Origin of the sequence: Paenibacillus sp. MAHUQ-63 (assembly GCF_028765165.1) — a bacterium.
Lineage (GTDB): Bacteria > Bacillota > Bacilli > Paenibacillales > NBRC-103111 > Paenibacillus_E.
This window is the reverse complement of record NZ_JARADB010000004.1, coordinates 350,715-364,129: the sequence shown is the minus strand read 5'-3', so window position 1 is coordinate 364,129 and position 13,415 is coordinate 350,715. Positions and strand designations below refer to the sequence as shown.

The following is a 13,415-nucleotide window of genomic DNA, read 5'->3' as shown; positions in this document are numbered from 1 at the left end:
CGGAGAGTGTGCTCGACATCGAGAATTATGAGGAGATTCGGTTATGATGGTACTGCTCAATCGACATTAACACCTCACGAGGCTTACTTCCCTCATAAGGGCCGACGACGCCTTTGGCTTCCATTGCATCCACAAGTCTGGCCGCACGTGTGTAGCCGACTCGCATGCGCCTTTGGAGCAGGGAGACGGACGCTTGTTTCGCTTCCAGCACGATCTGGACCGCCTGGTCGTAGAGCTCGTCCTCAACCTCGTTGTTTTGCTCCGGCATATCCTCTACTTGCGGTACCAATTCCTCTTGGTAATTAGCTTGCTCTTGAGTCCGAACGAATGTAACTACATGCTCGACCTCTTGATCGGAAAGAAAGGCTCCCTGTACGCGTACAGGTTTGGATGCGCCTACAGGCAAATATAGCATATCGCCCCGGCCCAGCAATTTCTCCGCCCCGACCATATCCAGGATCGTCCGAGAGTCCACCTGCGAAGATACACCGAAGGCGATACGCGAAGGGATGTTCGCTTTGATGACCCCTGTAATGACGTCAACGGATGGACGCTGTGTCGCAATAATCAAGTGAATGCCCGCAGCACGGGCCATTTGCGCCAAACGGCAGATCGAGTCCTCCACATCGTTCGCGGCGACCATCATCAAGTCGGCCAACTCGTCCACGATGACCACATAGTACGGCAGCGGAGCGGCTGTTCCGCTCTCAGTCAGCATCGCATTATAACCCTCGATGTTGCGTGTTCCGCTTTTGGAGAATAGCTCATATCGCTTCTCCATCTCGACAACGACTTTCTTGAGCGCAAGCGATGCTCTGCGCGGGTCAGTAACGACCGGAGCCAGCAGGTGCGGAATTCCGTTATACACATTGAGCTCGACCATTTTGGGGTCGATCATCAGAAATTTCACTTCGTTCGGCTTCGCTTTGTATAGAATGCTTGTAATAATCCCGTTGATACAGACGGATTTCCCTGAACCCGTTGCTCCTGCTACGAGCAAATGGGGCATTCTCGCCAGGTTGCCGACAATCGGCTGTCCGGAAATATCGCGCCCTAACACCACGGAGAGCCGCGAGGCGGATTCCTGGAAGGCGGACGTTTCCATCACTTCCCGCATCGTAACGACCGAAACCTCCAGGTTCGGGACTTCAATCCCGATGGCCGATTTCCCCGGTATCGGGGCTTCCATCCGGATATCCTTGGCAGCCAGCGCCAAGGCAATATCGTCCGTCAAGGAGACGATCCGGCTCACCTTCACGCCGACATCCGGCTGTATCTCATAGCGAGTAACTGCCGGTCCGCGGACGACTTCAAGCACCTTCGCCCGGACGCCGAAGCTCTCCAGCGTTGCTTCCAGCTTCCTGGCATTGGCTTTGTAGTCGGACATTTCGCTGCCTTTGCCGACTGCCGGCTTAGCCAGCAGTTCAAGCGACGGCATTTCGTAGGGCCGTGTCTGGACAACGGGCACATTCTCTTGGAATTCGAGCGTAACCGGTTCATCGTCCCCTTCCGCGCTTGCGGATCCTCCGGACTGCGGTTTGGGAACCGCGCTGAGCGGTGGGGCGGCAGCAGGCTTGACCGTTTGCTGCGCTTCCTGGAACACCTGCTCTTGGAAATCGCGAATGATCGGCGTTACGGGAAGCTCACCTTCGTCGCCCGCAAGATCGTCTGCAGCTTGTACGGTGCCAGACTTATAAACGACTTGTTCCGCAGCTTCGTCATCCGTTGCATGTTGAAAGTCATCGTCCTGCTCATCGACTGGAGCAGTCTCACGTTTCTTGCGCCCCTCTTTGATCGGACGCAGCAGTTCCATGAACAAGGGCGACTTCTTCGCCTTCTTGACCGGCTGGAACACTTCCTCGTCGAATTCATCGTCGACAGGCACGTAGGCCGGCTTCCTCACCTTCTTCTCGCTGGCCCCCGCTGTGGCAGGTTGAGGCTGGCGGGCATCCCGGTCCTGCAGCCATTCCTGCATCCTGTCCTTGAAATTTTGTCCGACGTTGCTGAATCGGCCGCGGATCACATTGCCGATGTCGACGTAGGAAATTCCTGTGGCCAGGATGAAACCGATAACAAACAGCGCATATTGAATGAGTCTAGCGCCCAGATAGTCGAACAGAAAGTATAAGATGCTGTAGAGTACGGCACCGATCATGCCTCCGCCGATCCCGTATTCCAAAGCGGCTTTGCCGGCATCCGTAGGCTTCAATCCGTCCAGCATGGCATTCCATGTAGAGGAAATGATTTTGCCGGAGCTGAAGCCGCCATCCGGATAAAGCTGAGCGAACAAATCAATCTGATTCTTGATCAATAGTCCAAGAATGAACAGCAGAATACCGACTTTCTTGGGGGTCACCATCTGCGGCCAAGCCCGTTTGATCATGGCATATAAGGCCACATATATGAATATGAGCGGTATTAGCGAGTACCACGTTCCTACGAAAAACCGAAAGAGGTAAATGAGCGAATTCCCGACATGCCCCTGATGGGCAAGCGCAATGACCGAGAAAATCAAAATCAGTATGCCGTATAACTCAAATAGTAAGCTTGTTTTTAGAGCTTTGCCTTTTTTCTTGCGTTTCGCCACGCCTGTCACCCCCGAGTCCACATTATACCATATTTGGCTAGAGGGATGATACAGCAGCGGCGCTTTATGTGATTGAAGTCCCTTCCGGAGCAGGACTATACGAAATAATAGTGCCTGGGGCATATTGCTCTTTCAAAAAATCTTGAGGATTACAGCTGTACAGTCTGACAATTCGTCCTTGAAAGCCGCTGAGCGGTTCGATTTGCAGCTTGACGCCGCCTTGATCGACATCGATAAACTGAGGCCGGAACGCCTCTGCCCCTTCAAATATCACATCCATCGGGACGACCGAATAATGGATCATTGGACAATGCCACCGCCCGCCGTCGCTTTCTTGGCTTCAATCCGCTTGTTCAGCTCCCTGATGGCGTCGCCTATGCCGCCGACCTGATCAATCAAACCGTATTTAACGGCATCCTCGCCAATAACCGTTGTGCCGATATCCCGGGTCAACTCTCCCGTTTTGAACATCAATTCCTTAAACTTCTCTTCGGTAACATTGGAATGCTTCGTCACAAACCGAACGACGCGTTCCTGCATTTTATCCAAATATTCGAATGTTTGCGGCACGCCGATAATTAACCCGTTCAACCGGATCGGATGAATCGTCATCGTGGCCGTTTCCGCAATAATGGAATAGTCGGCCGACACGGCGATCGGCACGCCGATGCTGTGACCGCCGCCCAGAACAAGTGCAATGGAAGGCTTCGAAAGCGTTGACACCATTTCTGCAATCGCCAGCCCGGCTTCCACATCACCGCCTACGGTATTGAGAATGATCATGACCCCTTCGATCTTCGGATTTTGTTCAGCCGCAACCAATTGCGGAATCAGATGCTCGTATTTGGTTGTTTTATTCTGCGGGGGGAGGACGATGTGCCCTTCCACTTGCCCGATTATGGTGAGACAAAAAATGTTGGATTCGCCCGAAATCGTATTCGTCTGACCCAGCTGCTGAATGTTCTCCAGTACTGGATTTTTCTTGATTTCCTCGGATCCCGGTTCCTGCTGCTTCGGATCATTAGATGATGCCATTAAGAGTCCCCCTTCGAATTTGGCGAAATGACCTTGCCATCATGGTGCATTATCTCCCATAGTATGAATAAGCTTGCTCTCTTTCATGCATCCTCCCGTGCACAGAACCAACTGAAAAAAGCTCCCTCCGGTTAAGGAGAGAGCTTTGCTATTTGCATAGGTTCAAGTGACTGTTCGAGCCTAGACTTCCATGATAATTGGAAGGATCATTGGTCTTCTTCTGGTTTGTTCATATAAAAAGCGTCCGAGAACATCTTTCACGTTAGTTTTTAAAGATGCCCATTCATTAACATTTTCATTCATAAGCTTCGTTAACGTATTGGTTACGATTCGATTGGCTTCTTCCAAGAGGCCCTCCGATTCACGTACATAGACGAATCCGCGAGAAATGATATCCGGTCCGGATAAAATTTTGCCATCTTGTTTGCTGAGAGTAACAACGACCACCAGAATACCGTCTTGCGACAGCAGCTTACGGTCACGCAACACAATGTTGCCTACATCTCCGACGCCCAGTCCATCAATCAGAATGTTACCGCTTTGAACTTTAGAGCCTTTGCGGGCAACACCGTTCTGAATTTCTACCGTATCCCCGATATCGCAAATGAAAATATCTTCTTTTTCCATTCCGACAGACTCCGCGAGATGACCGTGTTGACGCAGCATGCGATATTCACCGTGAATCGGAATAAAGTATTTAGGCTTCATCAAATTGAGCATCAGCTTCAATTCTTCCTGGCTGCCGTGACCTGAAACGTGTACGCCGGTAACGGAACCTGGGCCATAAATAACGTTAGCGCCAATACGGAACAGTTCGTCCACAGTACGTCCTACGTCTCGTTCATTACCTGGAATCGGCGTAGCTGCAATGATGACGGTATCTCCAGGCAAAATATCTACCTTGCGGTGGGTGGAACGCGCCATTCTAGTCAGTGCTGACATTGGCTCGCCTTGACTACCTGTAGACAGAATGACAACCCGGTCAGCAGCCAGCTTGTTTACTTCCTCAGGCTCAATCAACATGCCATCCGGAATGTTCAAGTAACCTAATTCGCTGGCAATCGATACGACATTCACCATGCTTCGACCGATGACGGTAACTTTACGATTCGTCGCTGCCGCTGCATCGAACACCTGCTGTACGCGGTGAATGTTAGATGCAAAAGTAGCAATGACGACTCTCTGCTTAGCCTTACGGAACACTTCTTCAATCTCGACGCCTACACTGCGCTCGGATCCCGTGTAACCGGGACGCTCAGCGTTGGTGCTGTCGGAAAGCAAGGCCAAAACGCCTTTTTTCCCGATCTCGGCCATTCGGTGCAAATCTGCGTATTGATCATTCACAGGAGTCTGGTCAAATTTGAAGTCCCCTGTATGGACCACGACGCCTTCCGGCGTATCGAGCGCAACACCAACAGAATCAGGGATACTGTGATTGGTTTTGAAGAAAGTTGCTGTAATAGTGCCTAGAGAGAGCACGGAATCCGCATTGATGAGGATTCGGTTCGTCGTACCGAGCAAATTCGCTTCCTTCAGCTTCGCTTCGATCAGCCCCATTGTAAGCTTAGTCGCATACAAAGGAACATTCAAATGCTTCAGCACGTAAGGTAAGCCGCCGATGTGATCTTCATGGCCGTGAGTAATAATAATGCCGCGTACTTTATCCCGATTCTCCGTTAAGTATCCGATATCTGGAATGACAATATCGATTCCGAGCATGTCCTGCTCAGGAAACTTCAAACCACTATCAATAACGATGATATCGTTCGCATACTGAACGCAATACATATTTTTCCCGATTTCGCCCACGCCGCCAAGAGCGAAGATCAAAAGTTTATCAATATTTTTTTTGGACAAGAATATACCTCCTTCATAGATTGGACGACGAATTTTAAATGAAAAACCGAACTAGTCACTTGCCACCATTATACATGAAAAAAAACTACAAATACAAGTTTACTGCTATTTGCACTAGCTTCCCCAAAAAAAGAAAACCGATGCCGGAAGCACCGATTCATTAGGCGTTATCATACAAAAAGTGATTGGATGAATTGTCCTTCTTGCTCGGATACGCGAACCAACGGAAGTCTGACTCCCCCTGTCTGGATCCCTTTCAGTGCTAGAGCATGCTTGATTGGCGCAGGGCTCGGTACACGGAAAATGCCAGTAAAGATAGGATGGAGCTTACGATGAAGTTCTGCCGCTTGCTGAATGTTGCCTTCTAGATAATACTTTACCATAGATTGCATTTCTTTTCCAATCACATGACTGGCCACGCTGATAATGCCATACGCACCAACGGATAACGCCGGCAGCGCATTGCTGTCATCCCCGCTATATACAAGGAATCCCGGTGCCGCTTCACTGATAATGCGTGTCAATTGGTCCGTATTCGCACAGTCCTTGGTTGCCACGATATTCGCAATCTGCGATAGACGAATCGTCGTCTCCGCATCCACGTTAACGCCAGTACGTCCCGGTACATTGTACAGCATAACCGGCACTTGAACGGATTCAGCAACCGCTTTGAAGTGCTGGTACAGCCCTTCCTGCGACGGACGGTTATAGTAAGGAGCGACGATGAGCAAGCAATCGACTCCCAGCTTCTCGACCTGTTGGGAGAAATGGATGGTGTGGCCCGTGTCATTGCTTCCAGTGCCAGCAATGATCTTGCAGCGGCCTTTGGCATAACGAATGGATAGCTCGATCAGCTTCAGCTTCTCCTCGTCGGTTAATGTAGGCGCCTCACCGGTGGTCCCACAGATCACGAGGCTATCGGACTGCTGCTCCTCGATCAGATAATTGATTAGCGGTTCTACTTGGTCCCAGTTGACTTGCAATTGCTCGTCAAACGGAGTGACCATGGCTGTAATGACTCTTCCAAAATCCACCGTTTGCACCTCCTGAATCTCATTTGTATAAGTTAAATTTATGATGTAAAGCTTTAACGGATTTAACCATATCTTCCCCTTGCACAAGCACCCAGATCGTCGTATTCGAGTCGGCTGATTGCAAGATGCGTATGTCTTCCACCGTCAATGCTTCTACGATTTGCGCCATAATTCCGGGCACGCCGTTCATGCCTCCGCCGATGACGGAAACCTTCGCGCAGCCGCTGAGTGCATGTGGCTCATAGCCCTGGCTTGCGAGCAGCTTGACGGCGCGTTCCGCTTCATGATCGAATACGGTATATACGACCGCCGACGGATTAACGCTTATGAAATCTACGCTGATTTGGTTCTGCGCCATCGTTTTGAAGACGCGAAGCTGCAGATCAAACTGCCCTTCAACGGCAGCGACATGAATCTGCGTAATGTTCGTAAAATGCGCAATGCCCGTTACGAAACGGTCCCTGACTTGATTCATATCATGCGGGATCGTATCTGTAGCGGTCACCAAAGTTCCTGGATCTTTGGAGAAAGTCGATCTCACCCTGATCGGAATATTGGCATGCATGGCGACCTCGACGGCACGCGGATGGATCACTTTGGCGCCGTTGTGCGCCATGTTGCAAATTTCGGCAAAGCTGACGCGGATCAACGGCTTGGCATCCTCGACGATTCTTGGATCCGCTGTCATAATCCCATTCACATCTGTGAAAATGTCCACGATCTCGGCCTTTAGCGCTGCTCCAAGCGCGGTAGCGGACGTATCGCTGCCCCCGCGTCCGAGTGTCGTCAGCTCATTCTGGCTTGTTACGCCTTGAAATCCGGTCACAATGACGACCATATCTTGTTCCAATAATTCTATTATACGATTGGGCTGCATGGCAACTATCTTCGCATTACCGTGGTCGTCATTCGTCAGAATGCCGGCTTGCCCACCTGTCAAAACCGTAGATTTGATGCCTCTTGATTGCAAAAGACTGCACAAATGCACCGCAGAGATTAATTCTCCGCAGCCCATGAGCATGTCGAGTTCCCGCGCCGGCAGCCCCTCCCCGTTCTTCCGAACGAGGTCCAAGAGCGTGTCGGTCGCATACGGTTCGCCTTTTCTTCCCATCGCAGATACTACGACTACTAATTTATAATCATCGATTAGTGCATCTTGGATATGTCCGATAACATGTTCTCTCGCCTGAGCGGTGGAAAGCGAAGTACCTCCAAACTTTTGTACAAGGATTCGCATGAGTTTCCCCCATATTCACTGCATGTTGGTCGCAGACATGCCGATTACTGTTCTATAGCAATATATTCAGCAATTTGCACAGCATTCCAAGCAGCGCCTTTGAGCAGGTTGTCAGAAACAATCCACATATTCAGTGCTCTCGGATTGCTTAAATCGCGGCGTACACGTCCAACGAACGTATCCAGCTTGCCAGCCGCATCGGCTGCCAGCGGATACTGCTGCTCAGCCGGATTGTCAACGAGGACGATACCGGGAGCATCGGCAAGCAACGACTTCACATCTTCGATGTCGAAATCTTCTTTCAATTCCACATAGACGGACTCGGAGTGGCCGTACACGACCGGGATGCGCACACAGGTTGCCGTCACATCAATCGACTCATCGCCCATAATTTTCTTCGTTTCAAGAATCATTTTCATTTCTTCATTCGTAAATCCATTATCCAAAAATTTATCAATTTGCGGAATCGCATTAAAGGCGATTTGATGTTTCACAGGAAGCGACCCCACCGGTAAAATATCCGGCTTCACATCGTGACCTGCCAAAACCTCCTTCGATTGCCTCAGCATCTCCTGGATTGCCTTCGCGCCCGCTCCAGATACCGCTTGGTACGTCGAAACGATAATGCGAGAAATGCCATACCGATCGTATAGCGGTTTCAGCGCGGCTACCATCTGGATCGTGGAACAGTTCGGGTTGGCAATGATTCCTTTGTGCTCATTGATTTTGTCCATGTTCACTTCCGGGACGACAAGCGGCGTATCGGCATCCATACGAAATGCACTGGTGTTATCGATACAGATCGCTCCCGCTTCAACCGCATGCGGCGCCAATGCTTTGGAAACGTCTCCGCCAGCGCTGAACAAGGCGATATCCACACCTTCAAAGCTGCCGGGGTTAGCTTCTTGAACGATGACATCCTGGCCTTTGAAAGGGATCCTAACGCCTGCCGAACGAGCGGACGAAAGCAATTTCAGTTCCTTGATGGGGAAATTCCGTTCTTCTAGTAGACGGATGATTTGTTCGCCGACGGCGCCAGTCGCGCCGACTACTGCGACGTTAAAAAGCTTCTGGTTGGACATTAGCTGGACTCTCCCCTTCAAGAATGATCTATGAATTAGTACTGAAATCTCTCAATAATCATCGGCTGAAGCTGCTTGCCTTCCAGTGCGGATTCGCAAGTCTCCATGATCAAGTCCATCCGGGCTACCAACGAATTTGGCTTAGCGCCGGGTGCATCTTGACCGAAAGGCACAAAAAAGATGTTCTTCGTAATAAGAAGCTTCGCAATATTCATTGCGTTGAGTCCGAGTCCGTCATTCGTCGAAATCGCTAAAACAAGCGGTCGCAAGTTTCGCATTTGCGCTTTGGCCGCCATAAGTACGGGACTTTCTGTCATCGCATTAGCCAGCTTGCTTGTCGTATTACCCGTACAAGGCGCGATAACCATCACATCAAGCAGTTTGGATGGGCCGAGCGGCTCAGCATCTACAATCGTAGAAATAATATCGTTCCCCGTAATGTCCTTCAACTGCTGCTGCCAATCCGCCGACTTGCCGAAACGCGTATCGGTTGTCATGATCGTATTGGATACGATCGGGATGACCCTCGCACCAGCGTCTACGAATCTCTTAATCTGAGGCATAACCTCTTCCAGCGTACAGTGAGAACCGGTTAACGCGTAACCGACCGTTTTCCCTTGCCAATTCATTCCACATCGCTCCTGTCTTTGAAGTCTTCCTCGATCAGCTGACTTAATGTGTTCGCCATGATGCGGCCTGCTGATTTGGGGGCGACGATGCCAGGTAACCCGGGCGCCAGCATCGCTTTGATGCCTCTCTTCTCGGCAAATCGGAAGTCCGTTCCGCCGGGTTTGGAAGCCAAATCGATGATGAGCGCGCGATGTGGGATATTGGTAATTACTTGCGCTGTGACTATCATAGTCGGAATTGTGTTAAAAAGCAAGTCAATATTCCCCACTTCCGGGTACAGGTCTTTCGTATAAAACGGCTGAAAACCCATCTCCCACGCCCTTGCAAAATGCTCGGGTTTCCTTACCCCTACCTTAACGGTAGCCCCTAATCCCTGCAGTGTTCTGGCCATCGTGAACCCCGTCCGTCCAAACCCTAAAACCATACATACAGAACCATGGATCGTAATATCCGTATTCTGGATCGCCATCATCAGCGCGCCTTCAGCGGTCGGAATCGAATTGTAAATCGCAACGTCGTCCCGATTGAACAACTCAATAACTTCAATGCCGTGTCCTGCACACAACGTCTTCAAATACGCTTTGGCCATTCCTGTATATACTTTGGCATGCTTCGGCAGCGAAGAAATGTGAACGTCCGTCAGCTTCAATTCTTCGCTAGAAAATATAGATTCCACTTGTCCCGAATCATCCGTACCTACCGCCGGCAATATAAGGACATCCACGCTTTGAAGCAGCACGGGATCCAGCTTGGCGCTCGTCACGCCGCTAAATTGCCTCCCGAGATTGTCAAAGCCGATTAATGTCACCGTCGCATCCAACTCGGTAAACTTTTGAATTACTTCAAGCTGCCGGGCGTCTCCGCCCATGAAAGCAACCGAAATCCCAGTAAGCATTCTTTGCTTACACCCCTTTCTCGGTCCGTTTCGATAAGTTATAGTATGCGTTCGCCTAAAGATGGGTGCTTCCCGCCAGCGAAACAAAAAAAAGAACCCCTGTTAAGAGGTTCTCCTTCTTCTATCTATGCCTTATCGGCCTGTGTGGCCAAAGCCGCCTGCTCCCCGTACCGTTGCATCCAGTTCGGACACTTCCTTCAGTTCCAACGCCGGTACGAGCTGGAACACCATCTGCGCAATCCGTTCATTGCGCTCGATCGTGAACGCCTGCTGCCCGTGATTGATCAGCAATACCTTGACTTCGCCGCGGTAATCGGCATCGATCGTGCCGGGCGAGTTCAACGTCGTGATGCCGTACTTGAATGCAAGGCCGCTTCGCGGTCTGATCTGTGCTTCAAGCTCCGGCGGCATGCTGAGCGCGAAACCGGTCGGAATGAGCCGCCGTTCACCCGGCTGGAGGATGAGCGGCTCGTCAACGGCTGCATGAAGATCGAATCCGCTCGCCGCTTCCGACATCCGCTGCGGCATCTGGATGTCCTCCTGCCCCGGCAGACGTTGGATTTGGACTTCGAACTTAGAGTGAGACAAGCTGATCCCTCCTGAAGGAGGAAACGACGTCGTCGGAGTTCCCTACCATGGATAAAGCGAACGGTGTGGAGAACAGCGATTTGGTTAAGGCTGAAATATGCTCCATTTGGACGCTGTCGATGCGCGCGAGCATTTCATCCAAGCTGTAGTGCTTGCCGGTCATCAGCTCGTTCTTCCCGAAGCGGTTCATTCGGCTGCTTGTGCTTTCAAGGCTCAGAATCAAGCTGCCTTTCAGCTGTTCCTTACCTTTCTTCAATTCCGACTCCAGCATGCCTTTGACGGCGATATCATGCAGAAGCTCCATCGTCACTTTAAGTACTTCTTCCGTTTGTTTAGGAGCAGTCCCCGTATAAATCGTAAACATCCCGCTATCGATATGAGAAGAATGGTACGAGTAGACGGAATAAGCCAAGCCGCGTTTCTCGCGAATTTCCTGGAACAGCCTCGAGCTCATGCCGCCTCCGATCGCATTGTTCAATAGAACCATCGGATACAAATTATCCTCTTGCAGCGACAAGCCCGGCAGCGACAGGCAGAGGTGATTCTGCTCCGTCTTCTTCGCGTGGAAAATAAGCTCACCCAAGAAATCAGGTGCCTCGTAGCTCGTTTCTTCACCGGATAAAGCGAAGCCGCCGAAATGCTTCTCGATGAGCTCGCGAACGTTATCATCAATATTACCGGCGATGCTAAGCACCGTATTCTCGATATTATAATGCTGCTTCATATAATTTCGAAGATCGTCGGACGACATTTGCGACAAGTTCTCTTGTGTGCCGAGAATCGTATACCCCAGCGGATGCGATCCGTACGAAGCTTTGGCTAATAAATCGTGCACGAGATCGTCAGGCGTATCTTCGTACATGGAGATTTCTTCATAGATAACGCCCTTTTCCTTCTCCAGCTCCCCTTCATCAAAGGAAGAGTTGAAAAACATATCCGATAGCACATCCATCGCAAGCGGCAGGTGCTCATCAAGCACCTTGGCATAGTAGCAGGTGTACTCTTTGGATGTAAAGGCATTCACATTACCGCCGATGCCATCGAAGATCTCCGCGATATCTTTGGCCGAGTGGCGCTCCGTTCCCTTGAACAGCATATGCTCGATAAAATGCGAAATGCCGTTCTTGTCTTGTGACTCGTTGCGCGAGCCGGTTTTGACCCAAATCCCGAAAGTGACGGACCGGAACGTCGGTATTTGTTCCATGACCACTCTCAGGCCGTTATGTAAGCGATATTTGATCACTCTGTTTCCTCCTCGAAATGAAGCCCGTAAAGTCCCATTTCCAAATTATACTTTCTCAGTCTAACAAAAATGTACGAGCGACTCAACTTTCCTGCGAGCGGACAGGCTAATTGGCCAACGGCTCAGCTTCCGCTACTCGTTTTGAGGATAACAACTCCGTGACGGTGCCCAGCGTTAACCCTTTATTTTTGATGATCCGGATCATCCCAGGCAGTGCGTCCTTGGAAGATTGCGTAGGATGCATCAGGATGAGCGAGCCCGGTTCCACATTGGCGGACAGGCGCTGCAGAATTCGGCTTGCACCCGGATTTTTCCAATCGATCGTATCGAATGTCCATAGGACGGTTTGCAACTTAAACTCAGATGCCACTTGAATCGTTTCCTGTTTGAAATAGCCGGATGGCGGTGCGAACAACGTATTATTGACGCCTAGCTGCGACTTCAGCAGCTCTTCTGTTTTGGAGATCTCCTCCACCGCCTTGCTGCGGCTTATATTTCTCATATCCCTATGCGAATAGGCATGATTGGACATTTCGTGCCCTTCGCTTTGAATTTGCTTCGCCACATCCACATTCTTCTTCAACCAGGAGCCGTCCAGGAAGAAGGTCGCATGAACATTCTCCTTGCGAAGCGTCTCCAGCATGCTCGGCAGAAATTCATTGCCCCAAGCAACATTAATCATCAAGGAAACCATCGGCTTCTTCGGGTTGCCTTTGTAAACCGGATTTGGCCCCAGATCCTCCAATTGAATGGCTGGGGGCACTTCTTTCATGACATAATTGATTTTGCCAGTGTCTAGTCTGTGCTCCGTAAGCTTCATCGTCTCCGCAATATCGACTTCAAGCCCGTTATAGCCGGGGATCGCTTTCCAAACAGAATCAATTCGCGCATTAATCGGAGCGACTTTGCGCTTCTCCGCCTCCTGCGTGATTGTTTCCAATAAGGTATTGGAATTGTCAGTGCCTTGTACCCGCGCGCGGCCAGCCGTATTCGCGAAGACGGGCAGTGTCTCTTGATTCTGCCAATCGGTCCCGAATACAGATGGACTCTTGCCGTCTTTCACCGCGGCAATATAAATTCCCACATCAGGGATCGTATGTAACCCAAGCATCACCATAGCAAAGAAACTCCCGAGAAGAAGCCATTTCTTGTAGCGCATAGACAGGTCCCCCTTATCCTTATGTCCTGATTGTATGCACGAGGGGACAAGGTTAGAACGGAGCATGT

Annotated in this window: 12 protein-coding genes; all 12 read right to left on the bottom strand. The window is 50.5% G+C overall.

Features of this window, described 5'->3' with window-relative positions; genetic code table 11:
* Nucleotides 1–25 precede the first annotated feature (25 nt).
* Entirely contained in the window at nt 26–2,587 is a 2,562-nt protein-coding gene (locus tag PUT07_RS24945; RefSeq protein WP_274471395.1) for an FtsK/SpoIIIE family DNA translocase, read from the bottom strand.
* Nucleotides 2,588–2,651: 64 nt separating this feature from the next.
* The gene (locus tag PUT07_RS24940; protein WP_274471393.1) at nt 2,652–2,891 is read right to left on the bottom strand and encodes a YlzJ-like family protein; all 240 of its coding nucleotides are present in this window, start codon (nt 2,889–2,891) and stop codon (nt 2,652–2,654) included.
* Entirely contained in the window at nt 2,888–3,622 is a 735-nt protein-coding gene (locus tag PUT07_RS24935) for a ClpP family protease (protein WP_274471391.1), read from the bottom strand. Before PUT07_RS24935 ends, PUT07_RS24940 begins: the two co-directional genes overlap by 4 nt.
* A gap of 180 nt (nt 3,623–3,802) precedes the next feature.
* Entirely contained in the window at nt 3,803–5,479 is a 1,677-nt protein-coding gene (locus PUT07_RS24930; RefSeq protein WP_274471389.1) for a ribonuclease J, read from the bottom strand.
* A gap of 170 nt (nt 5,480–5,649) precedes the next feature.
* Complete coding sequence (dapA, locus tag PUT07_RS24925) at nt 5,650–6,513, bottom strand: 4-hydroxy-tetrahydrodipicolinate synthase (RefSeq protein WP_274471388.1); 864 nt, start codon at nt 6,511–6,513, stop codon at nt 5,650–5,652.
* 19 nt (nt 6,514–6,532) lie between these two features.
* Nucleotides 6,533–7,750 (bottom strand): aspartate kinase, encoded by a 1,218-nt coding sequence (gene dapG, locus PUT07_RS24920; RefSeq protein WP_274471386.1) that lies wholly within the window; start codon nt 7,748–7,750, stop codon nt 6,533–6,535.
* A 44-nt stretch (nt 7,751–7,794) separates the two neighbouring features.
* Nucleotides 7,795–8,832 (bottom strand): aspartate-semialdehyde dehydrogenase, encoded by a 1,038-nt coding sequence (locus PUT07_RS24915; RefSeq protein ID WP_274471384.1) that lies wholly within the window; start codon nt 8,830–8,832, stop codon nt 7,795–7,797.
* A gap of 35 nt (nt 8,833–8,867) precedes the next feature.
* Complete coding sequence (locus PUT07_RS24910; protein WP_274471382.1) at nt 8,868–9,461, bottom strand: dipicolinate synthase subunit B; 594 nt, start codon at nt 9,459–9,461, stop codon at nt 8,868–8,870.
* Complete coding sequence (gene dpsA, locus PUT07_RS24905; protein ID WP_274471379.1) at nt 9,458–10,357, bottom strand: dipicolinate synthase subunit DpsA; 900 nt, start codon at nt 10,355–10,357, stop codon at nt 9,458–9,460. Before dpsA ends, PUT07_RS24910 begins: the two co-directional genes overlap by 4 nt.
* A gap of 132 nt (nt 10,358–10,489) precedes the next feature.
* A complete protein-coding gene (dut, locus tag PUT07_RS24900; protein ID WP_274471378.1) occupies nt 10,490–10,945 on the bottom strand; it encodes a dUTP diphosphatase in 456 nt (151 codons plus the stop codon).
* Complete coding sequence (locus PUT07_RS24895) at nt 10,932–12,188, bottom strand: M16 family metallopeptidase (protein ID WP_274471376.1); 1,257 nt, start codon at nt 12,186–12,188, stop codon at nt 10,932–10,934. The genes dut and PUT07_RS24895 overlap by 14 nt, the downstream gene beginning before the upstream one ends.
* A 106-nt stretch (nt 12,189–12,294) precedes the next feature.
* A complete protein-coding gene (locus PUT07_RS24890) occupies nt 12,295–13,347 on the bottom strand; it encodes a polysaccharide deacetylase family protein (protein ID WP_274471374.1) in 1,053 nt (350 codons plus the stop codon).
* Nucleotides 13,348–13,415: the final 68 nt, after the last annotated feature.

Coding starts and splice junctions, on each gene's coding strand:
- PUT07_RS24940 (WP_274471393.1), bottom strand. CDS start 2,891: ATGATCCATTATTCGGTCGTCCCGATGGATGTGATATTTGAAGGGGCA.
- dpsA (WP_274471379.1), bottom strand. CDS start 10,357: ATGCTTACTGGGATTTCGGTTGCTTTCATGGGCGGAGACGCCCGGCAG.
- dapG (WP_274471386.1), bottom strand. CDS start 7,750: ATGCGAATCCTTGTACAAAAGTTTGGAGGTACTTCGCTTTCCACCGCT.
- PUT07_RS24915 (WP_274471384.1), bottom strand. CDS start 8,832: ATGTCCAACCAGAAGCTTTTTAACGTCGCAGTAGTCGGCGCGACTGGC.
- PUT07_RS24910 (WP_274471382.1), bottom strand. CDS start 9,461: ATGAATTGGCAAGGGAAAACGGTCGGTTACGCGTTAACCGGTTCTCAC.
- PUT07_RS24935 (WP_274471391.1), bottom strand. CDS start 3,622: ATGGCATCATCTAATGATCCGAAGCAGCAGGAACCGGGATCCGAGGAA.
- PUT07_RS24890 (WP_274471374.1), bottom strand. CDS start 13,347: ATGCGCTACAAGAAATGGCTTCTTCTCGGGAGTTTCTTTGCTATGGTG.